We start from the raw sequence: 23,634 nt of genomic DNA, 5'->3' as shown, positions 1-23,634 counted from the left end.
GCTTGCTCAGTGCCCGAACAATGAAAAATGCCCGTTGTGAACTGACCCCTTAAAGTTGGACAGTTAAATTACGGGCACATGGCCTGAGTTCGGTATTGCACCGGGCTCAGGCCTTTTAACTTCATCTTGATTCGATGATGGTTGTAGTAACGGATGTAGTTCACCAACTCACCGCGCAGATGCTCGGCGCTTGTGAACTTCTGCATGTAAAACAACTCCGTCTTCACTGTCGCAAAGAAGCTCTCCATCGCAGCGTTGTCCAGGCAATTGCCCTTGCGTGACATGCTTTGGACCACACCTTTGGTGGCCAGGTGGCGGCGATAGGCCGGCATCTGGTATTGCCATCCCTGATCGGAATGCAGCACAGGCGCAGTCTGGCCTTTGAGTTTGCCAAGCGCCTTTTTCAGCATGTTGCCCACCAGTTGGAAGTCTGGCTTGTCACGCATCTCATAGGCCACGATCTCGCCGTTGTACAGGTCCATGACCGGCGACAGGTAAAGCTTGCTGCCACGAACATTGAACTCCGTCACATCCGTCACCCACTTCTGCTGCGGCGCATCCGCCTGGAATTGGCGCTGCAGCAGATGAGGCGCCTGAGCATTGACTGGGCCTCGGTAGGCACGGTACTTCTTGGGTCTGACCAGAGACTTCAAACCTTGCACCTGCATCAAGCGCTGGACGGCTTTGTGATTGATGACGCATCCCGCTTGGCGCAGATGCGCTGTGATGCGGCGATAGCCATACCGCCCCTTGTGCTTGTCGAAGATGCCTTGGATCTGGGCCTTTAGGCCCGCACAGGAGTCACCGCAGCGAAGCACCTGGCACTGGTAATAGAACGTGCTGCGAGCCAGCCTTGCAGCCTTGAGCAATTGCGCCACAGAGTATTCATGCCTCAGTTCAGTCACGGCTTGCGCTTTGTCAGCATTGCCTGTTGCTTTGCCCGAACCAAGGCATCCAATTTTTTTAGGTACGCCACCTCCGCGCGCAGGTATTCGTTTTCTTTGCGCAGTGCTTGCAGCGCTTTGGACTCGTCTACGGATGTGGACGAAGACTTGAGTGGCTTGGGAGGTTTGGGGGCGGGCATCTTCTTGGGGCGGCCACGGCGCTGGGGTTCAAGCGCCTCTGGGCCGCCCTCATGATACTGACGCTCCCACCTGGCAAGGATGCCTGTGCCGCCGCGCAGATTGAGTAAAGCGACTACCTGTCGGTACGTCAGGGCCTCACGCCACATGCGCTTGAGTGCTTGGAGCTTGAATTGAGCGCTGTAGTGCGCGCCCTGTCCTTTGCGGCACAGACCATCATCTCCATGCCACCGATAGACATCTACCCATTGGCGCACGGTGGAGCGGTCTATCCCATGCTTGGTTGCAAGCACTCTGAATCCACCAGTGCCATCCAAATATTCCCGGACTACGGTCCTTTTGAAATCTAAATCATGCCTCGCCATGAACAACACCTCTTCGGTTGGATCAGTGTCCAACTTTTGGGGTGCAGTTCATTGAGCGGGCATTTGCTTTTTGGGAGTGCTTATTTCAGTGCTTGCAGCAGCTTGGCGTGGATGCCGCCAAAGCCGCCATTGCTCATGCAGACGATATGGTCACCGGGGCGGATGACGGCACTGATCTGCGCTATCAGGGTCTCGATATCAGCTGCTACCTGAGCGCGCTGGCCGGCGCCTACGCCCATGGATTCCAGTGCTTCGGCGGCATCCCAGTCGAGGCCTGCAGTGTGGCAGAAGACCAGATCGGCACTTTCCAGCGACCAGGGCAACTGGCTCTTCATGGTGCCCAGCTTCATGGTGTTGCTGCGAGGCTCGAACACTGCCAGGATGCGGGCCTCTGCCCCGAGCTTGCGGCGCAGGCCGTCCAGGGTGGTGCGGATGGCGGTGGGGTGGTGGGCGAAGTCGTCATAGACCTCGATGCCGTTGACCGTGCCGCGCAGCTCCATGCGACGCTTGACGTTCTGAAAGCGCGACAGGGCTTCGCAAGCCAGCTCGGCACTGACGCCCAGATGGTCGGCAGCAGCGATGGCGGCCAGTGCATTGAGCTGGTTGTGCACGCCGGTCAGGCTCCAGCGCAGTTGCGCCACTTTTTTGCCGCGGTGCAGCACGGCAAAGTCGCTGGGATCGCCATCGGCACTGAAGTCGCTGACAGCCGAGCCGAAGCTCCGCACTTCGCTCCAGCAGCCCTGGGCCAGCACGCGGGTCAGGCTCTCCTCCAGGCCATTGCTCACCACACGGCCGGTTGACGGCACGGTGCGTATCAGGTGGTGGAACTGGCGCTCGATGGCAGCCAGATCGTCAAAGATGTCGGCGTGATCGAATTCCAGGTTGTTGAGCACGGCCGTGCGGGGGCGGTAGTGCACAAACTTGCTGCGCTTGTCGAAGAAGGCGGTGTCGTACTCATCGGCCTCGATCACAAACACGGGTTCGTCCCCGACGGGGCCAGGGCCCGCGACGGGGCGCTGGGCCGCACCGAGGCGGGCGGAGACGCCAAAGTCCAGCGGTACGCCGCCGACCAGGAAACCGGGTTGCAGACCTGCGCACTCAAGCACCCAGGTCAGCATGGATGTGGTGGTGGTCTTGCCGTGGGTGCCGGCCACGGCCAGCACATGGCGACCGCGCAGCACATGTTCGGCCAGCCATTGCGGGCCGCTGGTATAGGCGGCGCCGGTGTCCAGAATCGCCTCCATCAGCGGGAATTTGGGCAATCCGTCGGGCAGACGTTTGCGGCTGACGACGTTGCCGACCACATACATATCGGGCTTGAGCGCAATCTGGTCAGCACCATAGCCCTCGATCAGCTCAATGCCCAGTTGGCGCAGCTGATCGCTCATCGGCGGGTAAACGCCGGAATCGCAGCCCGTCACCTTGTGACCAGCTTCTCGTGCCAAGGCGGCCAGGCCTCCCATGAAGGTGCCGCAAATGCCCAGAATATGTATGTGCATGGCCGGGGATTCTACGTTTGCCTGCATGACCTGGAGGCAAGCCATGCCCCGCCTGGGCACTGACGGTAACCTTTATTATCAAATTGATAGCTGGTTTCGCATGATTTATATGGATCTAAATGTATTTTTACTTTCAGTTCGATACGAAACGGGCGCTGGCAGCTATCAAAACCTTGGTCTGTACGGTCCAGGTCAAAGTGCGGTCATTCATCTGGGTCACAATGCAAGCATGACCTGCCGCGCCTGCTGCGGCGGGCGTGATGAAATAGCGCTATGAGTTTGGATAACGTGACTGCTGAAATCGCTCAGACAGCGGCCCGCCTGGTGGTGGAGGAAGGCCTCGAATGGGGTCCGGCCAAGCAACGGGCCGTGCGTCAGCTCGGCCTGCCCGGCCGCACGGCGCTGCCTGACAACGACCAGCTTGAAGAAGCGGTGCGTGAATATATAGAGCTGTTCTGCGGCGACACCCAGCCGCAGGAGTTGCAGGCACTGCGCGAGCTGGCCCTGGTCTGGATGGACAGGCTGCAGGAGTTTCGCCCGCATCTGGCCGGAGCAGTCTGGCGCGGCACGGCCACGCGGCTGTCTGATATCTATCTGCAGCTGTTCTGCGATGATCCCAAGTCTGCCGAAATAGCACTCATCAACAACCATGTGCAATACGAGCCGAGCACGGTCACAGGCTTTCAGGGAAAGCCGGTCGAGGCACTTTCCATTCACGCACTGTGCAAGCCGATCAATGAAACCGTGGGCGTGCATCTGCTGGTCTACGACCATGATGATATGCGCGGTGCCATGAAGGCCGACAGCCATGGCCGCAGCCCGCGTGGTGATGCCAAGGCCTTGCGCAAGCTGCTGCAGGAGAGCTGCAATGAGTGAAAACACCTCTGAGAACAAGACGACCAATGGCTCGCGCCGCCTGTGGCTGACTGGCGCAGTGGCTGCCGTGGCGGCCGGGGGCGGCGCCGGTGTGGCCTGGTGGCGCAGCCAGCCTCAGGCCATGGGCCCTGGCGCCGAGGCGCAACTGTGGAGTCAGACCTTTGAAACGCCCGATGGCAAGCCTTTTGCCATGGCTGGTTTCCAGGGGCGCCCCTTGCTGGTCAACTTCTGGGCCACCTGGTGCCCGCCCTGTGTCAAGGAGCTGCCCATGCTCAGCGAATTTGCGGCGCAGCAAGGTGCAAAAGGTATTCAGGTCGTTGGCCTCGCGGTTGACAAATCCGAAGCCGTGCTGCGTTTTTTGCAGCGTCAGCCTGTGCAATTCCCCGTGGCCATCGCCATGCAAGGGGGATTGGGACTGAGCAGAAGCCTGGGGAACTTGCAGGGAGGCTTGCCATTCACGGTTCTTTTTGATGCCAAGGGGCAAGTGCGGCAACGTAAAATAGGTGAGCTTTCCAGCGAAGATCTGACAGATTGGAGCAAATAGAGCGAAGGAACATTGCTCTTGTCGTCAGAAAAGTGTAGGTAACTAAATTCCATGGCGACGTTAGTGAAAAATATCTGCCAATGCACGCAGAAGGCCGAATTTGAGGTAAATTCGCGCCCTGTTTAGAAATACGTCGCTGGAGCTCCCATGGATTTGCGAAAACTCAAGACCCTTATTGATCTGGTGTCCGAATCGAATGTGTCGGAACTGGAGATCACCGAAGCAGAGGGCAAGGTCCGTATCGTCAAGAGCGAAGGTGTGGTTCACCAATACGTTGCAGCCCCCGTGCAAGCGGCTCCTGTGATGGCTGCCCCCTTGGCGGCAGCTCCCGTTGCCGCGGCTCCCGTGGCGGCCGCTGCCCCTGCTGCTGTAGAAGGTCATGTGGTCAAGTCACCCATGGTCGGTACTTTCTACCGTGCCTCCAGCCCTGGCGCCAAGCCCTTTGTGGATGTGGGAAGCCAGGTCAAGGAAGGCGAAACCATCTGCATCGTTGAAGCCATGAAGATCCTCAACGAAATCGAAGCCGACAAGACCGGCACCATTGTTCGCGTTCTGGGTGAAAACGGCCAGGCTGTGGAATACGGCCAGCCTCTGTTCGTGATCGAGTGATAGATCATGAGGCGTTGCGTGCAGTTCGCATGGCAGCGCCGATGTGCGCTAGCCACTGGCTGCGCGACTGAGTCATTGGCAGTAGTCTGTGCCGCGGCACAGGCACCAAGCTGCGAGGAACTTCATGTTTAAGAAAATTTTGGTTGCCAACCGGGGCGAGATCGCCCTGCGCATCCAGCGCGCTTGCCGTGAGCTGGGTATCAAGGCGGTGATGGTGTACTCCGAAGCCGACCGTGATGCCAAGTACGTCAAGCTGGCCGACGAGGCCGTGTGTATCGGTCCGGCTCCTTCCCCGCTGTCCTACCTCAACATGCCGGCCATCATCTCGGCTGCCGAGGTGACCGATGCGGAAGCCATCCATCCCGGTTACGGCTTCCTGTCCGAGAACGCCGACTTTGCCGAGCGTGTGGAAAAGAGCGGCTTCACCTTTATCGGCCCGACTCCCGAGAACATCCGCACCATGGGTGACAAGGTGTCGGCCAAGCAAGCCATGATCAAGGCCGGCGTGCCTTGCGTGCCCGGCTCGGACGGCGAACTGCCCGATGATCCCGCACTCATCAAGCGCATTGCAAAGACCATCGGCTATCCCGTGATCATCAAGGCCTCGGGCGGCGGCGGCGGTCGCGGCATGCGTGTGGTGCACACCGAAGCTGCGCTGATCAATGCCGTGCAGATGACCAAGGCGGAAGCCGGCGCTGCTTTCGGCAATCCTGCCGTCTACATGGAAAAGTACCTGCAGAACCCACGTCACGTGGAAATCCAGGTGCTGGCCGATACGCACAAGAGCGCCGTGTATCTGGGCGAGCGCGACTGCTCCATGCAGCGTCGCCACCAGAAGGTGATCGAGGAAGCTCCGGCTCCCGGCATTCCCCGTCGTCTGATCGAGAAGATCGGCGAGCGCTGCGCTGCGGCCTGCAAGAAGATCGGCTATCGCGGTGCGGGTACCTTCGAGTTCCTGTACGAGAACGGCGAGTTCTACTTCATCGAGATGAACACCCGCGTGCAGGTGGAGCACCCCATCACCGAGCTGATCACGGGCATCGACATCGTGCGCACCCAGATCATGATCGCTGCCGGCGAGAAGCTGCCTTTCACCCAGCGCCAGGTCGAGTTCAAGGGGCACGCCATCGAGTGCCGTGTGAACGCCGAAGATCCGTACAAGTTCATCCCTTCGCCAGGCCGCATCTCCATGTGGCACGCTCCCGGCGGTCCTGGCGTGCGTGTTGACACCCATGTGTACAACAATTACTTCGTGCCGCCCAACTATGACTCCATGATCGGCAAGATCATTGCCTATGGCGATACCCGCGAGCAGGCCATGGCCCGCATGCGCACGGCCTTGCTGGAGACCGTGGTGGAAGGCATCAAAACCAATATTCCGCTGCACCAGGATCTGATGGTCGACTCCAAGTTCATGGAAGGCGGCACCAACATCCACTATCTGGAAGAGTGGCTGACGCATCGCACGCCCAACAAGCGATGAGATCAGGAGCATTGCTGCTCTGAGTTCCCATGCTGGCCTCTGGCAACGGAGGCCAGCATTTTCGTTTTTCAGGAAAGTACAAGTGCGTTCTCTCCATCAGGCCTGAGCCGGCATGGATGACGCAGTTGCTAGAAAGGATGGCCATGTTCGAGCTGAGCCTGCTGTGCCCCGAAGATCGGGTCGAAACCATTAGCGAAGCGCTGGATGCACTCGATGCATTGAGCGTATCCGTCGAAGATGCCGATGCGCAGACCGAAGCCGAGCAGGCACTGTTCGGCGAGCCTGGCATGCCCGCACCGAAGGAAGGCTGGAATCGCAGCCGCGTGATCGCCCTCTATCCCGACGAAGCCGCAGCCACCGAGGCGCGTGATCTGCTGCTGCCGCAGGACTTTTTTGAGGGCTGCAAGATTCTCGCCCTCAAGCCCGTGCCCGAGCAGGATTGGGTGCGCCTGACGCAGTCGCAGTTCGAGCCCGTGGATATCACGCCCGAGTTCTGGATCGTGCCCACCTGGCATGAACTGCCCGAGCAGGCCAAGGTCAGCATCCGTCTGGACCCGGGCCTGGCTTTCGGTACCGGCACCCACCCCACTACTCGCATGTGTCTGCGCTGGATTGCACGCCAGCCCAAGGGCACCCTGGGACGCACGCTGGACTATGGCTGCGGCTCTGGCATTTTGGCCATTGGTGCAGCCAAGTTCGGCGCGACCGATGTGGATGCGGTGGACATCGATCCCGCGGCCGTGGAATCGACCAACTACAACACCAGTGCCAACCATGTGGAAGTCAGGGCCGGCCTGCCAGATGCGGCTGGCGGCGAGTACCGGACCGTGCTGGCCAATATTCTGGCTACGCCACTCAAGGTGCTGGCGCCGCTGCTGTGCGGTCGTGTGCAAGCTGGCGGCAATCTGGTGCTGGCAGGCATTCTGGAGCGCCAGGCCGACGAGCTGAAGGAGGCCTATGCGCCTTATCTCAAGCTGGAGGTGGCCGACAGCGAAGACGGCTGGATTCTCATGACGGCACAGCGAGCCGCCTGATTGCGACGCAAACCCGCAGCCAGCAGGTGTGCGGGTGGTTGCTGCCTACAATTGAACCCTGATGAGTCAAGTCACCCGTTGCCCCTCCTGTGGAACCCGCTTCAAAGTGGTCGCCGACCAGCTGCGCATCTCGCAGGGCTGGGTGCGCTGCGGGATGTGCCAAAGCGTCTTTGATGCCTCGCAGGAATTGCAGTCCGTGCCCGACGAGCTGCTGCAGCCGGAAGCTGCTGATGCGCCGCAGATGCCTGCCATGCAGGAGGTGCATCCGACGGAAGCCGGAGAGCAACGGACGCCGGTTTGGTCGCAGCAGGATGCCGCGGATGCTCCCGCCCCCGACATGCAGAAGGCTGAGGCCTTGCAGGATTTGGCGTCGGATTCGGTGGACGCGGCAGCGACGGTTGCTCAGGCCGCAGAAGCCGCACCGGCAGCAGAGCCTGCCGATGTGGTTTCCGAATCCGAGCCGTCCGGGTCCATGCCCGGAATGGCGGACGCACAGCCCTCGTTTGTCGATCAGGCGCGTCCTCTGGCTGAAGAGGATGCTGCAGCTGCTCAGCATGATCCTCATCCGGAAGCGAGCGAGCCGGAGCCGGAACTGCTTGTGCAGCCGCCGCCGAGCGAGGTCCTGATGCCCGAGGCCGCGCAGGACCTCAAGGACGAGGTCCAGGCCGAAGCCGTCTCGAGGGAGGCGCTGCTGCATGCCGATATCGGCGCTATACAACCCGCCAGGGACCGGGCGCAGGCTGTCACGGATGCGGATCAGGATGAGTTTGCTGCCATTGCTGGCGATGAACCTGGCTTTGTGCGTCAGGCCCGCCGGCAGGCGTTCTGGCACTCTGCAGGCATGCGTGTGGCGCTGGTGCTGGGCTCGCTGGTAGCCGTTGTCGGTGTTGTGGGCCAATATGCCTGGCTGCAGCGCGATGCGCTGGCTGCGCAATATCCTGCGCTGGCCCCTGTGCTGGCCAAGGCCTGCAGTCTGGCAGGTTGCGAGCTGCAGGCCCGCCGCGCGATTGCCGATGTGGTGATCAGCGGTTCGGGCTTCAAGCAGCTGGCCGATGACCATCAGTACCAGTGGAGCCTGACATTGGAGAACCGCTCCGATGTGCCGGTGGCCATGCCCATGGCCGAGCTGACCTTGACCGATGCACAGGACAGGCCTTTGCTGCGCCGGGTGGTCGACCTGCGGCTGCTGGGTGCCCCGGAGCAGCTGCATGCCCGCCAGGAGTGGAGCGTGAACGTTCCTGTGCAGGTGCAGGACCTCGGTGCTGCAGTGGCGGGCTACCGGGCGCTGGTTTTTTATCCCTAATACGGCTTGTGCCAATTCGGATCAGGCAGGGTGTCTCGTCAATAGAAATGCCCGTTGTACATCCTTGTTGGCGCAAGCCACCCTTCATTCATTTCTGAAAGAGAACGCACCATGGCCGCTTTGATCTGCGGGTCGCTGGCATTCGACAACATCATGACCTTTGAAGGTCGTTTTGCCGACCAGATTCTTCCCGACCAGCTGCACATCCTCAATGTGTCGTTTCTGGTGCCCACGCTGCGCCGCGACTTTGGTGGCTGTGCCGGCAATATTGCCTATAGCCTGAAACTGCTCGGTGGCGATGCACACCCCATGGCCATGGTGGGCAGTGACGGTGCGGATTATGTGCAGCGCTTCAAGGAGCTGGGCATTGAGACCCGTCATGTGGGTCAGCTGCAGAGCACGCACACCGCGCAGTGCATGATCATGACCGACCATGACAACAACCAGATCACGGCTTTCCACCCAGGCGCCATGATGCAGGCGCACGAGAACCGCATCACCGCCGACATGGCTGCCGATGTCAAGATCGGCATCATTGCTCCCGATGGTCGTCAAGCCATGATCGAGCACGCCGCCCAGTTCAAGGCCGCAGGGATTCCTTTTGTGTTCGATCCGGGTCAGGGCCTGCCCATGTTCAATGGCGACGAGCTCAAGGCTTTTATCGAGCAGGCCGACTGGGTGGCAGTGAACGACTATGAAGGCAAGATGCTCAGCGAGCGCACGGGCCTGAGCTTTGACGAGATCTCGCGCAAGGTGCGCGGCCTGGTCGTGACCCTGGGTGCCGAAGGCTGCGAAGTCTGGCAGCAGGGTGAGAAGACCCTGGTGGCGCCGGTGAAGCCCGCCGCCGTGGTCGACCCCACGGGTTGTGGCGATGCCTGGCGCGGTGCTTTCCTGTTTGGTCTGGAGCGTGGCTGGGATCTGCTGCGTTGCGCCGAACTGGGCAACCGCTTGGGGGCGCTGAAGATTGCGCAACGCGGCCCGCAGAACTATCAGCTGGACTTCCAGCCCTGATGCGATGTCGGTGCCCTGAGGGTACTGATCGCGGTGCATGTAAAAAAGCCCGGCTCTCGCAAGAGAGCTCGGGCTTTTTTATGGCGTGCAGGTCAGCGAACCGATCAGGGCTTGTTACCTGTGGGGAAGGGCCAGGCCGCTTGAGGTGCCAGGCGGGTCTGCGCCACGGGTGCAGTGGTTTCGGTCACGGCGGCAGGTGCAGGTGCAGGTGCGGCAGCCTTCTTGGGAGCAGCGGCCTTGGCAGCAGTTGCAGCCTTCTTGGGTGCAGCCTTGGCAGGGGCAGCAGCCTTGGCAGCAGTTGCAGCCTTCTTGGGTGCAGCCTTGGCAGGAGCAGCAGCCTTGGCAGCAGTTGCAGCCTTCTTGGGTGCAGCCTTGGCAGGAGCAGCAGCCTTGGCAGCGGTTGCAGCCTTCTTGGGTGCAGTCTTGGCAGGAGCAGCAGCCTTGGCAGCGGTTGCAGCCTTCTTGGGTGCAGCCTTGGCAGGAGCAGCAGCCTTGGCAGCAGTTGCAGCCTTCTTGGGTGCAGCCTTTGCAGGAGCAGCAGCCTTGGCAGCGGTTGCAGCCTTCTTGGGTGCAGCCTTTGCAGGAGCAGCAGCCTTGGCAGCGGTTGCAGCCTTCTTGGGTGCAGCCTTTGCAGGAGCAGCAGCCTTGGCAGCGGTTGCAGCCTTCTTGGGTGCAGCCTTTGCAGGAGCAGCAGCCTTGGCAGCGGTTGCAGCCTTCTTGGGTGCAGCCTTGGCAGCAGTTGCAGACTTCTTGGGGGCGGCCTTGGCAGGAGCAGCAGCCTTGGCAGCAGCAGCAGCCTTCTTGGGGGCGGCCTTGGCAGGAGCGGCAGCCTTGGCAGGAGCAGCAGCCTTGGCAGCAGTTGCAGCCTTCTTGGTTGCAGCCTTGGCAGGAGCAGCAGCCTTGGCAGCGGTTGCAGCCTTCTTGGGTGCAGCCTTGGCAGGAGCAGCAGCCTTGGCAGCGGTTGCAGCCTTCTTGGGTGCAGCCTTTGCAGGAGCAGCAGCCTTGGCAGTGGTTGCAGCCTTCTTGGGTGCAGCCTTGGCAGGAGCAGCGGCCTTGGGGGCGGCGGTCTTGGTTGCAGCTGCCTTCTTCACAGCTTCAGCCTTGGGCGCGGCCGCCTTCTTGGCAGGTGTCTTTTTCTCGGTTGTGGCCTTGGCGGCCGTCTTCTTCGCAGTTGCCATCATTTTCTCCTTCGTTGATTTGCATAAGACGTCCGGTTCTTTGCAGTGCCGGACGATTCAAAGCGATGTGGAGTTACGCATCGCTAGGAACACAAATTTGCTTCACGCCAAAAATCTCAGTTTTTTGTAGCAATGAAGTGAAGCAAGTCATGACTCGCATTGTGCCTGCTTAGAAGCAATTAATCCCAAGAAAGTGCGCCTCCGGTCTGATACTCGATCACTCGTGTCTCAAAGAAGTTACGTTCTTTCTTCAAATCGATCATTTCGCTCATCCAGGGGAAGGGATTTTCTTCACCGGGGAACAGTTCCTCCAGACCGATCTGCGTGGCGCGACGGTTGGCGATGTAGCGCAGATAGCCCTTGAACATGGATGCATTCATGCCCAGCACGCCGCGTGGCATGGTGTCCTCGGCATAGCGATATTCGAGCTCCACAGCCTTCTGGAACAGCTCCGTGATTTCCTGCTTGAACTCGGCCGTCCACAGATGGGGGTTCTCGAGCTTGAGCTGGTTGATCAGATCGATGCCGAAGTTGCAGTGCATGGACTCGTCACGCAGGATGTACTGGTACTGCTCGGCAGCGCCCGTCATCTTGTTCTGGCGGCCCAGGGCCAGGATTTGCGTGAAGCCCACGTAGAAGAACAGGCCTTCCATCAGGCAGGCAAAAACGATCAGCGACTTCAGCAGAGTCTGGTCGGTTTCGGGCGTGCCGGTGTGGAAGTTGGGGTCCATGATCGCTTCGATGAAGGGGATCAGGAACTCGTCCTTGTCGCGGATGGATTGGACTTCGTTGTAGGCATTGAAGATTTCCGATTCATCCAGACCCAGCGACTCCACGATGTACTGGTAGGCATGGGTGTGGATGGCTTCTTCGAAGGCCTGGCGCAGCAGGAACTGGCGGCACTCGGGCGCCGTGATGTGGCGGTAGGTGCCCAGCACGATGTTGTTGGCGGCCAGCGAATCGGCCGTCACAAAGAAGCCCAGATTGCGCTTGACGATGCGACGCTCGTCTTCGGTCAGACCGTTGGGATCCTTCCACAGCGCGATGTCGCGCGTCATGTTCACTTCCTGCGGCATCCAGTGGTTGGCGCAGGTGGCCAGATACTTTTCCCAGGCCCACTTGTACTTGAAGGGGACCAGCTGGTTCACGTCGGTCTTGGCGTTGATGATGCGCTTGTCGGCGGCATTCACGCGCTTGTGGGTGCTGGTGGACGCGCCAGCTTCTGCGCTGGTGGCGGAAGGGGCAAAGGTGTCGTCGTCAAAGCTCAGCATGATTTATTCCTTCAAGGGAAAAGCTGGGTGCAGTGCATTCAACATCCAGCCTTCTGATTTATCTATTTAATAAGCGCCACTGAAAACTGGCGCCCTCCAACCCAAAGACACCGAGCAAGAGCCGTCTCGCAGCGAAGGTGTCGTCCCCCTCCCGCGTAGCGAGGAAGGGGGAAGGCGCGGAGCGCCTCAGGGGGTGTTGCCAGTTACTGGCAAGCCTCGCAACCAGGGTCGTCAATCGCGCAGAACTTGATGTCCGTGGCGGGTGCCTGGGCACGTGCAGCAGCGGCAGCGGCTTCCAGTGCGCTCACCGCAGGCTTGGCCGCGGGGGCAGCCGAAGCAGCAGGAGCGCCGGAGGACACGGCGTTCAGCACACGACTTTGCACGGTGGACTTCTCGATATTGGTCGCGCTGGTGGTGCGCAGGTAGTAGGTGGTCTTCAGACCGCGCAGCCAGGCCAGCATATAGGTGTCGTGCAGCTTCTTGCCCGATGCACCGGCCATGTAGATGTTCAGGCTCTGGGCCTGGTCGATCCACTTCTGGCGGCGCGAGGCGGCTTCCACCAGCCATTCGGGCGAGACTTCGAACGCGGTGGCGTAGAGGTTCTTGATCTCTTGCGGCACGCGGTCGATGGCGCGCAGCGAGCCGTCGAAATGCTTGAGGTCCATGACCATCACGTCGTCCCACAGGCCCAGACGCTTGAGGTCGCGCACCAGGTACTGGTTGATGACGGTGAATTCGCCCGACAGATTGGACTTCACGGACAGGTTGCCGAACGAAGGCTCGATCGAGGCATCCACACCCACGATGTTGGAGATGGTGGCGGTGGGGGCAATGGCCACGCAGTTGGAGTTGCGCATGCCGTCCTTGGCGATCTTGGCGCGCAGGGCGTCCCAGTCCAGCTTGGCGGAGCGATCCACTTCCACATAGCCGCCGCGGGCCTTTTCCAGCAGCTTCAGAGTGTCGGGGGGCAGGATGCCCTGATCCCACAGCGATCCCTTGAAGGTGGAGTAGGTGCCGCGTTCCTTGGACAGCTCGGTCGACGCCCAGTAAGCGTAGTAGCAGATGGCTTCCATGGCCTCGTCGGCGAACTCGACGGCGCCCTGGCTGGCGTAGGCGGTGCGCATTTCATACAGCGCATCCTGGAAACCCATCAGGCCCATGCCCACGGGGCGGTGGCGCAGATTGGAGTCCTTGGCCTTTTGCACGGCGTAGTAGTTGATGTCGATCACGTTGTCCAGCATGCGCATGGCCGTGTTCACGGTCTTGCGCAGCTTGTCGTGGTCGATCTTGCCGTCCTTGATGTGCTGGACCAGGTTCACGGAACCCAGGTTGCAGACCGCGGTTTCGGTGTCGCTGGTGTTGAGCGTGATCTCGGTGCACAGATTGGACGAGTGCACCACACCCACGTGCTGCTGGGGCGAGCGGATGTTGCAGGGGTCCTTGAAGGTGATCCAGGGATGGCCGGTCTCGAACAGCATCGAGAGCATCTTGCGCCACAGATCCACGGCAGGCACGCGCTTGAACAGCTTGAGCTCGCCGCTGTCGACCTTGGCTTCATAGGCGGTGTAGGCCTTCTCGAAGGCTTCGCCGTACAGGTCGTGCAGATCGGGAGCGTCAGCGGGCGAGAACAGGGTCCACTGGCCTTTTTCCATCACGCGCTTCATGAACAGGTCGGGAATCCAGTTCGCCGTGTTCATGTCGTGGGTGCGGCGGCGGTCGTCGCCGGTGTTCTTGCGCAGCTCCAGGAACTCTTCGATGTCCAGGTGCCAGGACTCCAGATAGGTACAGACTGCGCCCTTGCGCTTGCCGCCCTGGTTCACGGCCACGGCCGTGTCGTTGACCACCTTGAGGAAGGGAACCACGCCTTGCGATTCGCCGTTGGTGCCCTTGATGCGCGAGCCCAGGGCACGCACACGGGTCCAGTCATTGCCCAGGCCGCCGGCAAACTTGGACAGCAGAGCGTTTTCCTTGATGGATTCGTAGATGCCGTCCAGGTCGTCGGGCACGGTGGTCAGGTAGCAGGACGACAGCTGCGAGCGCAGCGTGCCGCTGTTGAACAGCGTGGGGGTGGACGACATGAAGTCGAAGGACGACAGCAGTTCGTAGAACTCGATGGCACGGGCGTTGCGGTCGGGCTCGTTCAGCGCCAGGCCCATGGCCACGCGCATGAAGAAGGACTGGGGCAGCTCGATGCGGGTCTTGCGCACGTGCAGGAAGTAGCGGTCGTACAGGGTCTGCAGACCCAGGTAGTCGAACTGCTCGTCGCGCTCGGCCTTCAGGGCCTTGGCCAGACGGGGCAGGTCGTAGTTCAGCAGCTCGGGGTTGAGCAGCTCGTTGTCCACGCCTTTTTGCACAAAGCCGGGGAAGTAGTCGGCATAGGCGGCCTGCATTTCTGCGGGCTGCACGTCGCGGCCCATGACTTCGCGCACGATGGTGTGCAGCAGCAGGCGGGCGGTGACGTAGGTGTAGTCAGGGTCTTTTTCGATCAGCGTACGGGCGGCCAGGATGGATGCCTTGTAGACCTCGGCCAGAGGCACGCCGTCGTACAGATTGCGCAGGGTTTCGGCCACGATGGGCGCGGACTGGATGTCGGCATTCAGATTGCGGCAGGAAGCGACGATCAGAGCCTCCAGGCGCTCCTGGTCCAGGGGCACGCGCTGGCCGTTGTCGGTCACATGCAGCACGGGTTTGGCGGCGGCAGCGGCGGCCACTTCGGCGGCCTTCTTCTGCTCGGCACGTTCCTGGTTGCGGCGCTCGCGGTACAGCACATAGGCGCGGGCCACGTCCTGATGACCGGCGCGCATCAGGCCCAGCTCGACCTGGTCCTGCACATCTTCAATATGGAAGGTGCCGCCATCGGGACGCGAGCGCACCAGTGCGCGCACCACGCCTTCGGTCAGTTCGTTGACTGTGTCGCGCACGCTGGCAGACGCTGCGCCCTGCGCGCCGCGCACAGCCAGGAATGCCTTGGTCAGGGCCACGGCAATCTTCTGGGGCGCGAAAGCCACCACATCGCCGCTGCGGCGGATGATCTGATAGCTGTCATTGGGGGAGGAAGAATTGGCTGCACCGGCAGGTGCGGCAGAAGGCAGTGAGTTCAACGCTTCTTGCATAAGTTCCTCTGAGTCAATATGTGGATAGGCAGACAAAGGCCTGCACTGTGGGCAGGCCATCAAAAACACGATTCGGCGCCTCGGTTTACACATGGTTTGCACAGGGTGTGCACAACTTGTAAACACTAGATATGGGGTCTGAGGCTCTTCAAAACACTACCGGTAGTGTATCGCGCTTAAATCCGAGCGACCTGATGAAACTACTGAATCTGGCATTTCTAGCGTCGCTTGACAGCCGCAAAAACGACTTCATCCCGCATGAATAAAGGCCTGTGGCGCGGTTGCGCGCGGCGGCAGATCGGGCCGGAAATATGTAAAAAATTTGCGTGTTTGATGCAGGCGACAGTTGTTGCGCGCGCGCCATTGACATGCCGTTTCGAAGCCCCGCAACGATGGATGCTTGGGATTCTCAAAATGAGGAGCACATAGCGCCTGCCAGTACAAGATTTCAGCTACGAATATGTATGAAATCGACGGCTGAAAGGCGGGAGATGCTATGAAGATTTCAGGCAGTGCCTGAGTCTGCCGGACCGGGGGGGAATTTCCAGCTTCGGGTGCTGCCTGCGCTGGCCAGCTGCTGCTGCAGCCACTGCCAGTCGAAACCGGGTCCGGGGTCCTGCTTGCGTCCGGGGGCGATGTGCTCGTGCCCGGCGATGTAGCGCACCGGATATTGCGCCGCAATGGCTATGCAAAGCTGCTGCAGGGCCTGGTACTGCGGAGCTTCAAAGCTCAGGCCTTCCAGGCCTTCGAGTTCGATGCCGATGGAGTCGTCGTTGCAGCGCTCGCGCCCGCGCCACTGGCTCACGCCGGCATGCCAGGCACGGTCGTCGCAGCTGACGAACTGCCAGATTTCGCCCTGACGCGTGATAAAGAAATGTGACGAGACTTCGAGGCCGCGAATGCCCTGGTAATAGGAGTGGGCGTCCCAGTCCAGCTGATTGGTGAACAGCTGCTGCACCGCGCCTGTACCGTACTGGCCCGGAGGCAGGCTGATGGAGTGGATGACGACGAGGTCGATCTGCGCATCCACGGGGCGAGGGCCGAAATTGGGAGATCTCAGCGGACGCGCCGCACCATACCAGCCGGCCTGCCAGGGCTGCTGTGGCAGCGGCAAGGATGGAGAATGGGGTGCGGGATCAGACATTGTCGCTCTGGTGTTTGCTGCCTTCGGCCGGCAGGTCTATGCCCAGACGGTCGATGCGGTAGCGAATCTGGCGCAGGCTGATGCCCAGTCTGGCCGCCGTGGCTGTGCGGTTGAAGCCGTTGTCCTGCAGGGCTCTGACCAAGATGCTGCGCTCCTGTTCATCCAGCCAGCCTTGCAGATCCTCCGGCAGCGTGGCCGGACTGCCTGCGTGCTGAGTTTGCGGCGGCGGTGCGCTCGATGCCAAAGCGTCCGAGGAAGCGGCTGCCGCCACACCAGTGCCCTCGGCCGGAACGCCGGATTCGGGCAGGCGCAGCGGGCCTTCCTCGCCCAGTGCAATGGCGCGGTGCAGCACGTTCTCCAGCTCGCGCACATTGCCAGGCAGCGGGAGCTGGGCTATCTGGCTCAGGCTGATGTCGTCCAGCTCCGGCGTAGCCAGTCCGGACTCGCGGGCCAGCTTTTGCAGCAAAGCCTGGCATAGCTGGCCCAGGTCTTCACGGCGCTCGCGCAGCGCGGGCAGTTCGATTTCGATGACATTGAGACGGTAGAACAGGTCCTGGCGGAAATTGCCGGCCTGCACTTCCGCTCCCAGATCGCGGTGGGTGGCGCTGACGATGCGCACATCGACGGCTTCTTCCTGGGTGCTGCCCAGCGGACGAATCTTGCGTTCCTGAATGGCGCGCAGCAGCTTGGCCTGCATGGCCAGGGGCAGGTCGCCGATTTCATCGAGAAACAAGGTGCCGCCCTGTGCGGCCTGGAAGTAGCCGGGCCTGTCCTGGGTGGCGCCGGTGTAGGAGCCCTTGCGGGCACCGAAGAACTCGGCTTCGAGCAGGCTTTCCGGGATGGCACCGCAGTTGACTGCGACCATGGGACCGTCGGCCCGCTGGCTGCAGCCGTGCAGGGCGCGTGCCACCAGTTCCTTGCCCGTGCCGGATTCACCGTGGATCAGCACGGGAGCCATACCTTTGGCGACCTTGGCAATGCGCTGCTTGACCAGTTGCATGGCCTGAGACTGGCCAACCAGAGCCTCCAGGGCGCCAGCTGGCGTTCCCGCACCAGTGCCGCTGGCCGCCGAGCTATCGCTGGTCGTTGGGTTGCCGGGCTTGAGCACTGCGCCAATGCCTTGCACGGCCGAGGCCACGACCTGGCGGAACTGGCGCAGGTCCACGGGCTTGGTCAGATAGTCGAACGCGCCCGCGCGCAGGGCCTCGACGGCGTTTTCGGCAGAGCCGTAGGCCGTCATGACGATGCAGCGCTCGCTGCGCGACTGATCGCGCAGCTGCAGCAGCAGCTCCATGCCGATCCCGTCGGGCAGGCGCATATCGGTAATCAAGACATCGAAATTGCGGCCTTGCAGCTGAGTCATGCCTTCCTGGACCGAGCCCGCGGTTTCCACGCGGTAGCCTTCCCGCAACAAGGTCAGCTCGTAGAGCGTGCGCAGATCCGGTTCATCATCGACCACGAGAATGCTGGCCGCTGCGGATGAGTGAGGCGATGATGTCACTGGGCTTACACCATGATCGAGTCAAACAGAGAGTGGCTCGCGAGGGATGAAGGGCCGCTGCGCAGAGTCACGATAAAGGCATTGCCGTTCACCTCGCCTTGCGGTGTTTTGCGAGCCAGGCGTTGATAGCTGATGGAGGCATCGTAGCGCTGGCACAGCTCGCGGCATATATAGAGTCCGAGGCCGCTGGAGCGGCTTTGAGAGGAGAAGAACGGCTCGAACAGATGGCGCTCGACGCTGGACTCCAGCGGAGCCCCATCACTCCAGACCATGAACCAGCAGGTGTCGTCCTGCGGTGCGAGACCCTGGATCCGACCGTTCAAGGGCCCGTGGCCGCTGATCAGCTGCAGGCCCGCCTCATTGTCGGCATGGCTGCGGTGGCGCTGGGCATTGTCCAGCAAGTTGATCAGCACGCGGCGCAGATGCTCTTCATCGAACAGGATATGGCGGGCCGTTGCATTGAGCCGCAGCAGAAGCTGGCGCGGCGGAGTGGCCTGTATGCGCCATTCATGGCTGATCTGGGCCAGCAGGGTGTCCAGCGGCAGCGACTGGCCCTGATGGGTTTCTGTGCCCTGCTGCACGCGCGCCAGGTTGAGGATTTCTTCGGCGATGCGGGCCAGTCGGTCGGCATTCTGCCCCACGATGCGGCATAGCTGTTGGGGGCCGGGCTGGCTCGCCAGGTCTTCGGCCAGCAGCGCATTGGCCTGGGTGATGGCCGCGAGCGGGTTGCGTATTTCATGGGCTACGGCAGCCGACATACGGCCCATGGAGGCCAGCTTTTCGGTGCGCAGCTGCGCTTCCATTTCGCGCAGGTCGTGAAGAAACATGACGCAAAGCGAATGGCTGGCTTGCGCCTGTGGCCCCTCGTCCAGATAGGGCGCCGAAACTTCGGTGATGCGTGTGCGCACATGCATGCCCGTGGCGCCGTGTCGTTCATGAGCCTGCAGGTGAATCGTGGCGGACAGTGGGCGGGCATGGGCAAAGCTGGCTTGTGTTGAATGCGCCAGCGGCTCCCACCAACTGTGGGCCTGCAGGGAAAAAGGCTGGGGGTGATCCATGGCGAGGCCCAGCAGCTGCAAGGCAGCTGGGTTTGCCTGCAGAACCAGCAAGCTCGAGTCGACCACCAGCACGCCATCGGAGAAGTGGTTGATCACCAGACTGTTGACCTGCTCCTGGGTCTGAGTGCGCAAGCGGTTGAACAGGGCCTGGGAGCGCTCGCGCCGGACACGCTTGGCCAGCTCGTGCGTGAGATAGGCCACGCAGAAATAGCCGGCGCAGGAAAAAGCCGCCTGGTAATAAGACTGGGCGCCGTCGTTGAGGCCGCCATGGTATTGCCAGAAGGTGTAGGCCAGCGTCAGCAGCGTGATGCTGGCCGTGGTGCCAAAGGCCAGCATCAGTCCGCCCAGGGCCGAGGAGATCAGGACGGGAATGGCCAGCAGCGCGGTGTAGTTGAGCGAGCCGACCTGAAAGAGCTGCAGCAGAAAGATCACGGCAATGTCGACGCCGATCACGGGCAGCCATTGCAGGGCTGCGCGAGGCGCCGGCAAATGACGTCCTGCAGTCAGGCGCAGCACGACGGTCAGCGTCAGATAGGTGAAGCAGATCAGCCAGGCCAGGGGGGAGCTGATGTTCTGCAGCTGCAGATTCAGTGTCTGCAGCAGCACCAGGGCCAGCGCCAGAAGCACGCGGCCGCTGAGGAAAGCCTGCCACAGGCGCACGAACGGGGCGTTGAGGCTGGCGTCTGCGCGCCGGCTGATGGCCGCATCCAGCGGGATGGCGGTGTGCTGCCAGGGCGAGGCGGAGTTCACCATGCGGTCAGTGGCGCTCAGTGTCTTGCTGGGCCAGGCGGCGGTGTTCCGCGCTGCAGAAGATCTTGCCCGAGGCGTCGCTCACGGCATCAGCCAGCGGCAGGTGAAGGCCGCAGTGAGCACAAGCTACCATGGTCTGTGCGTGCTTGGGGACACTGGCAGGCCTGGTCTGTTCAGCCACTTCTGCACGGCGCTTGCTGCGCCAGATTCCGACAGCCACCACCACGACCAGCAGGACCAGCAAATACTTCATGCTGCGCGCTCCAGCAGGACTTCAATCACAAAGCGCGAGCCGACATAGGCCAGCAGCAAGAAGATGGCGCCGATATAAAGAACTCGCACGGCGCTTTGGCCGCGCCAGCCGAATCGCTTGCGGCCGAACAGCAGCACGGCAAATGCCAGCCAGGACAGCAGGGAGAAAATGGATTTGTGATTCCACACCCATGCCTTGCCATAGAGCTGTTCGCCAAACAGCCAGCCTGCGGCCAGTGTGGCGGTCAGCAGCACAAAGCCCGCTCCGACAAAACGGAAGGTCAGCCGCTCCAGCGTCAGCAGCGGCAGTCCGCTGTCATGGTCGCCGCCCTGGCGCATCTGCCGCTCGGCATGGCTCATCAGCGCGCCATGAACGACGGCTGCGGCAAACAGGCCGTAGGAAGCAATACCCAGAGCCAGATGCAGAGGCAGCCAGGGCGAGGCGTTGACGTGCAGCGGTGTACCGGGGAACACCACGGCCAGAAGCACGGCCACGCTTCCCAGGATGGACAGCGGCCAGCGCGAGCGCAGCTGCGGGTAGAGCTGCTGCTCCACCACATAGACGGTCAGCACCAGCCAGGCAGTGATCGAGAGTGCGGGAGCAAAGCCGAAGTGCGGCAGCTCGCCAAGCAAACCCCAGCCCAGCAGCAGGGCATGCAGTGCCCAGGCCAGGCGCAGGCAGCGACGGGCACCGGCTTCTTGCAGGCGCTGGGTGGCAAGTGCAGGAATGGCGTAGGCAATGGCTGCTGCCATGGCCAGGATCCAGCCAATGGGGCCAGCTGCAGTGAGCGGTTGGGAGAGCATGCTTTCTATGATAGTGCCGCTGGCCCGCACTCATCTTTTGCAGGCCGCTGCCGTCCGTCAATTTTGCGTATAAAGCACTGCCTGAACCCGGTCATGAGCGCGGGTTTGAGCGTTTGCAGGGCAGATCGTCGGCTCTTGAGCCCGGTCTTCAAGGATTTTCTCCGGTCGGACGATGCCTTCAGGCTTCCCGCCCCGCAGGCCAGTCTTCCACCAAGAGTCAGGACTCTCAGGGTAGCTCGATTCTGCTCGAGATTCAGGGCCGGCCCGGTTTCTTTCGAGGGCGCTGTGGAGCACAGCGGAGCGACTTTGCACGCCTGAGGCAGATCACGGACAAGTCTGCGGGGCATCGTCAATCAAGGGCAGCGGGTAAAATGCCTGTTCATGCAGCTTCGCCTCGCCTGAGCTGGGCCCGCAAGCTGCCCGGAGAGTCGTGCTGCGCGCTCGCGCACGACTTCCGTCCATCCATAACTTTCGAATGCTTTTTGCTTATGGCCTCCGCACTCACCGATAAACTCTCGCGCCTTGTCAAAGAGATGCGCGGCCAGGCCCGCATCACCGAGTCCAATGTGCAGGACATGCTGCGCGAAGTGCGCATGGCCTTGCTGGAGGCCGACGTGGCCCTGCCCGTGGTGCGCGACTTCATTGCCCGCGTCAAGGAAAAGGCACTGGGTCAGGAAGTCATCAGCTCGTTGCAGCCCGGCCAGGTGCTGGTGTCCATCGTCAACAAGGAGTTGGCGGCGACCATGGGCGAAGGCGTGGCCGACATCAACCTCAATGCCCAGCCTCCCGCCGTCATTCTGATGGCGGGTCTGCAAGGCGCAGGCAAGACCACCACCACGGCCAAGCTGGCCAAGCATCTGATCGAAAAGCGCAAGAAAAAGGTGCTCACGGTTTCGGGAGACGTGTATCGCCCCGCGGCCATCGAGCAGCTCAAGACCGTGACGGCCCAGGCTGGCGCCGAGTGGTTTCCCTCCACGCCCGACCAGAAGCCACACGATATCGCCGTGGCCGCGATTGATTACGCCAAGAAGCATTTCTTCGATGTGCTGCTGGTGGATACGGCCGGCCGTCTGGCCATCGACGAGCTGCTGATGGCCGAAATCAAGGATTTGCACGCCACGCTCAAACCCGTCGAAACCCTGTTCGTGGTCGATGCCATGCAGGGTCAGGATGCGGTCAACACCGCCAAGGCCTTCAAGGAAGCGCTGCCGCTGACCGGAATCGTGCTGACCAAGCTCGACGGCGATTCGCGCGGCGGTGCGGCGCTGTCGGTGCGCCAGATCACGGGTGCGCCCATCAAGTTTGCCGGTGTCTCGGAAAAGATCGACGGCCTGGAAGTCTTTGATGCCGACCGCCACGCACAGCGCGTGCTGGGCATGGGCGACATCGTGGCCCTGGTCGAGCAGGTCACCAAGGGCGTGGACATGGAAGCCGCGCAGAAGATGGCCGAGAAGCTCAAGAGCGGTGACGGCTTCGACCTCAACGACTTTCTGGCCCAGCTGCAGCAGATGAAGCAGATGGGCGGTCTCTCGACCCTGATGGACAAGCTGCCCGCCGAGCTGGCCGGCAAGGCCGGTCAGGTCGATATGGACAAGGCCGAGCGCGAGATCAAGCGCAAGGAAGGCATCATCTGTTCCATGACCTTCAAGGAGCGCAAGAACCCCGCCCTGATCAAGGCCACGCGCAAAAAGCGTATTGCTGACGGCGCCGGCGTGCAGGTGCAGGAAGTCAACCGCCTGCTCAAGGAGTTCGAGCAGATGCAGACCATGATGAAGAAGTTCAAGGGCGGCGGTCTGATGAAGATGATGAAGAAGATGGGCGGCATGAAAGCCATGAAGGGCATGATGGGCGGCGGCGGCATGCCCAAGCTGCCTTTCTGATAATTGATCACCCCCCTGAGCCGCTGCGCGGCTTCCCCTGGCCGGGCGCCCCCAAGGGGGACGACAGCCTCGCTGCGCGGCGGCGCTTGCTGGCTGTCCCTTTCCTGGGGCGTGTCAGTTTCTAAGGGTGTTTAAAAAGTGAGCTGCTTGGCTTGTTGTTTATGGATTTGGATGAGAAATGCATCTGAATCAAAGGCATGACAAGCGAGAGTAGCTCACTTTTTTGTAAAGAAGCGCAGTAATTGTGGGTAGACGGTGGCTGTTTGGGCGGCTTTCTGAGAACATGCCTTTCCATGAAGCTACAAGACAGGACTTTCGTGGAGGCGGGTCAGCGGCAAGCTCTGCCTCAATGTCTGGAGCGCCGCTGCGCGCTGATGCTGGCGGGCTCGCTGCTTGCGGTGCTGGCAGGGTGTTCCACCACCAAAGACAGGCCCCGGCCTGCTGCGCAAGGCGGATCTTCCGCGCGCCCGGCCAATGCCCTGAGTCTGGATGCTGAGCTGCGCGAGTCGCTGCTGGCACGCACCATGCTGGTGGTCAACACGCCTTACACCTATGGCGGCAACTCGCCTGAAGGCGGTTTTGACTGCAGCGGTCTGATTCAGTGGGCCGTGGGGGGCATCACGGAAATCCGCCTGCCCCGCACCACATCGCAATGGGCGCAGGCCAGCAACCCGGTGGATGGACGCGATCTGATGCGCGGCGACTTCGTGTTCTTCAACACCCTGGGCGGGCGCTATTCCCATATGGGAATTTTTGTGGGCAACGGACAGTTCGTGCACGCGCCGTCCAGCGGCGGAACGGTGCAGCGGGTACGCATGGACAATGTGTACTTCGCCAAGCGATTCACGGAAGCCCGAAGCATCTTTGCCTGAACGCC

The 23,634-nt window shown here is 61.5% G+C and carries 20 protein-coding genes; 10 read left to right on the top strand and 10 right to left on the bottom strand.

Annotated features, from left to right (window positions below):
• Nucleotides 1-68: 68 nt before the first annotated feature.
• Both F0P97_RS23625 and mpl read right to left on the bottom strand, forming a co-directional pair.
• A protein-coding gene (locus tag F0P97_RS23625) for an IS3 family transposase (RefSeq protein ID WP_182287200.1) occupies nucleotides 69-1,447 on the bottom strand; the annotation gives its coding sequence in 2 pieces (ribosomal slippage) (nucleotides 69-955 and nucleotides 955-1,447; 1,380 coding nt in all).
• 80 nt (nucleotides 1,448-1,527) lie between these two features.
• Nucleotides 1,528-2,946, bottom strand: coding sequence for a UDP-N-acetylmuramate:L-alanyl-gamma-D-glutamyl-meso-diaminopimelate ligase (gene mpl, locus F0P97_RS23620; protein ID WP_182284553.1), 1,419 nt, complete (start codon nucleotides 2,944-2,946; stop codon nucleotides 1,528-1,530).
• 43 nt (nucleotides 2,947-2,989) lie between these two features.
• Between mpl and F0P97_RS23615 the strand changes: the two genes are divergently transcribed.
• The 8 genes from F0P97_RS23615 to F0P97_RS23580 all read left to right on the top strand — a co-directional run bounded on the left by F0P97_RS23615 (nucleotide 2,990) and on the right by F0P97_RS23580 (nucleotide 9,806).
• The gene (locus tag F0P97_RS23615) at nucleotides 2,990-3,223 is read left to right on the top strand and encodes a hypothetical protein (protein ID WP_182284552.1); all 234 of its coding nucleotides are present in this window, start codon (nucleotides 2,990-2,992) and stop codon (nucleotides 3,221-3,223) included.
• Nucleotides 3,220-3,822, top strand: a complete 603-nt coding sequence (locus F0P97_RS23610) for a hypothetical protein (protein ID WP_182284551.1) — start codon at nucleotides 3,220-3,222, stop codon at nucleotides 3,820-3,822. The genes F0P97_RS23615 and F0P97_RS23610 overlap by 4 nt, the downstream gene beginning before the upstream one ends.
• Nucleotides 3,815-4,366, top strand: coding sequence for a TlpA family protein disulfide reductase (locus F0P97_RS23605; RefSeq protein WP_182284550.1), 552 nt, complete (start codon nucleotides 3,815-3,817; stop codon nucleotides 4,364-4,366). The genes F0P97_RS23610 and F0P97_RS23605 overlap by 8 nt, the downstream gene beginning before the upstream one ends.
• A 147-nt stretch (nucleotides 4,367-4,513) precedes the next feature.
• The gene (gene accB / locus F0P97_RS23600; protein WP_182284549.1) at nucleotides 4,514-4,975 is read left to right on the top strand and encodes an acetyl-CoA carboxylase biotin carboxyl carrier protein; all 462 of its coding nucleotides are present in this window, start codon (nucleotides 4,514-4,516) and stop codon (nucleotides 4,973-4,975) included.
• 124 nt (nucleotides 4,976-5,099) lie between these two features.
• The gene (accC, locus tag F0P97_RS23595; RefSeq protein WP_003081083.1) at nucleotides 5,100-6,458 is read left to right on the top strand and encodes an acetyl-CoA carboxylase biotin carboxylase subunit; all 1,359 of its coding nucleotides are present in this window, start codon (nucleotides 5,100-5,102) and stop codon (nucleotides 6,456-6,458) included.
• 143 nt (nucleotides 6,459-6,601) lie between these two features.
• Complete coding sequence (gene prmA, locus F0P97_RS23590) at nucleotides 6,602-7,492, top strand: 50S ribosomal protein L11 methyltransferase (protein ID WP_034355260.1); 891 nt, start codon at nucleotides 6,602-6,604, stop codon at nucleotides 7,490-7,492.
• Between the two features lie 61 nt (nucleotides 7,493-7,553).
• A complete protein-coding gene (locus tag F0P97_RS23585) occupies nucleotides 7,554-8,795 on the top strand; it encodes a zinc-ribbon and DUF3426 domain-containing protein (RefSeq protein WP_182284548.1) in 1,242 nt (413 codons plus the stop codon).
• A 111-nt stretch (nucleotides 8,796-8,906) separates the two neighbouring features.
• Nucleotides 8,907-9,806, top strand: coding sequence for a carbohydrate kinase family protein (locus tag F0P97_RS23580; protein ID WP_182284547.1), 900 nt, complete (start codon nucleotides 8,907-8,909; stop codon nucleotides 9,804-9,806).
• A 104-nt stretch (nucleotides 9,807-9,910) separates the two neighbouring features.
• Here F0P97_RS23580 and F0P97_RS23575 read toward each other — a convergent pair whose 3' ends face one another.
• The 8 genes from F0P97_RS23575 to F0P97_RS23540 all read right to left on the bottom strand — a co-directional run bounded on the left by F0P97_RS23575 (nucleotide 9,911) and on the right by F0P97_RS23540 (nucleotide 20,877).
• The gene (locus tag F0P97_RS23575; protein WP_182284546.1) at nucleotides 9,911-10,984 is read right to left on the bottom strand and encodes a hypothetical protein; all 1,074 of its coding nucleotides are present in this window, start codon (nucleotides 10,982-10,984) and stop codon (nucleotides 9,911-9,913) included.
• A gap of 179 nt (nucleotides 10,985-11,163) precedes the next feature.
• Nucleotides 11,164-12,255: a ribonucleotide-diphosphate reductase subunit beta gene (locus tag F0P97_RS23570; protein ID WP_034357815.1), complete on the bottom strand. Its 1,092-nt coding sequence runs from the start codon at nucleotides 12,253-12,255 to the stop codon at nucleotides 11,164-11,166.
• 203 nt (nucleotides 12,256-12,458) lie between these two features.
• Entirely contained in the window at nucleotides 12,459-15,368 is a 2,910-nt protein-coding gene (locus F0P97_RS23565) for a ribonucleoside-diphosphate reductase subunit alpha (RefSeq protein ID WP_182284545.1), read from the bottom strand.
• A gap of 505 nt (nucleotides 15,369-15,873) precedes the next feature.
• Nucleotides 15,874-16,512 (bottom strand): 1,6-anhydro-N-acetylmuramyl-L-alanine amidase AmpD, encoded by a 639-nt coding sequence (gene ampD, locus F0P97_RS23560; RefSeq protein ID WP_182284544.1) that lies wholly within the window; start codon nucleotides 16,510-16,512, stop codon nucleotides 15,874-15,876.
• Nucleotides 16,505-17,971 (bottom strand): sigma-54-dependent transcriptional regulator, encoded by a 1,467-nt coding sequence (locus F0P97_RS23555; protein ID WP_182287303.1) that lies wholly within the window; start codon nucleotides 17,969-17,971, stop codon nucleotides 16,505-16,507. The genes ampD and F0P97_RS23555 overlap by 8 nt, the downstream gene beginning before the upstream one ends.
• A 47-nt stretch (nucleotides 17,972-18,018) precedes the next feature.
• Complete coding sequence (locus tag F0P97_RS23550; protein WP_182284543.1) at nucleotides 18,019-19,824, bottom strand: sensor histidine kinase; 1,806 nt, start codon at nucleotides 19,822-19,824, stop codon at nucleotides 18,019-18,021.
• Nucleotides 19,825-19,828: 4 nt separating this feature from the next.
• Nucleotides 19,829-20,074 carry a PP0621 family protein gene (locus F0P97_RS23545; RefSeq protein WP_182284542.1) on the bottom strand — a complete coding sequence of 82 codons (246 nt, stop codon included), beginning with the start codon at nucleotides 20,072-20,074 and terminating at the stop codon, nucleotides 19,829-19,831.
• Entirely contained in the window at nucleotides 20,071-20,877 is an 807-nt protein-coding gene (locus tag F0P97_RS23540; RefSeq protein ID WP_182284541.1) for a cytochrome C assembly family protein, read from the bottom strand. Before F0P97_RS23540 ends, F0P97_RS23545 begins: the two co-directional genes overlap by 4 nt.
• A gap of 488 nt (nucleotides 20,878-21,365) precedes the next feature.
• Between F0P97_RS23540 and ffh the strand changes: the two genes are divergently transcribed.
• Together ffh and F0P97_RS23530 are read left to right on the top strand one after the other, a co-directional pair.
• On the top strand, nucleotides 21,366-22,757 hold the full coding sequence (ffh, locus tag F0P97_RS23535) for a signal recognition particle protein (RefSeq protein WP_003070990.1): 1,392 nt from the start codon (nucleotides 21,366-21,368) through the stop codon (nucleotides 22,755-22,757).
• A 293-nt stretch (nucleotides 22,758-23,050) separates the two neighbouring features.
• The gene (locus tag F0P97_RS23530; protein ID WP_182284540.1) at nucleotides 23,051-23,629 is read left to right on the top strand and encodes a C40 family peptidase; all 579 of its coding nucleotides are present in this window, start codon (nucleotides 23,051-23,053) and stop codon (nucleotides 23,627-23,629) included.
• Nucleotides 23,630-23,634: the final 5 nt, after the last annotated feature.

This window comes from Comamonas testosteroni, from assembly GCF_014076415.1.
In the GTDB taxonomy this organism is placed as follows: domain Bacteria; phylum Pseudomonadota; class Gammaproteobacteria; order Burkholderiales; family Burkholderiaceae_C; genus Comamonas; species Comamonas testosteroni_F.
Note: the sequence above shows the minus strand (reverse complement) of the source record. Positions and strands in the feature narration are given on the sequence as shown.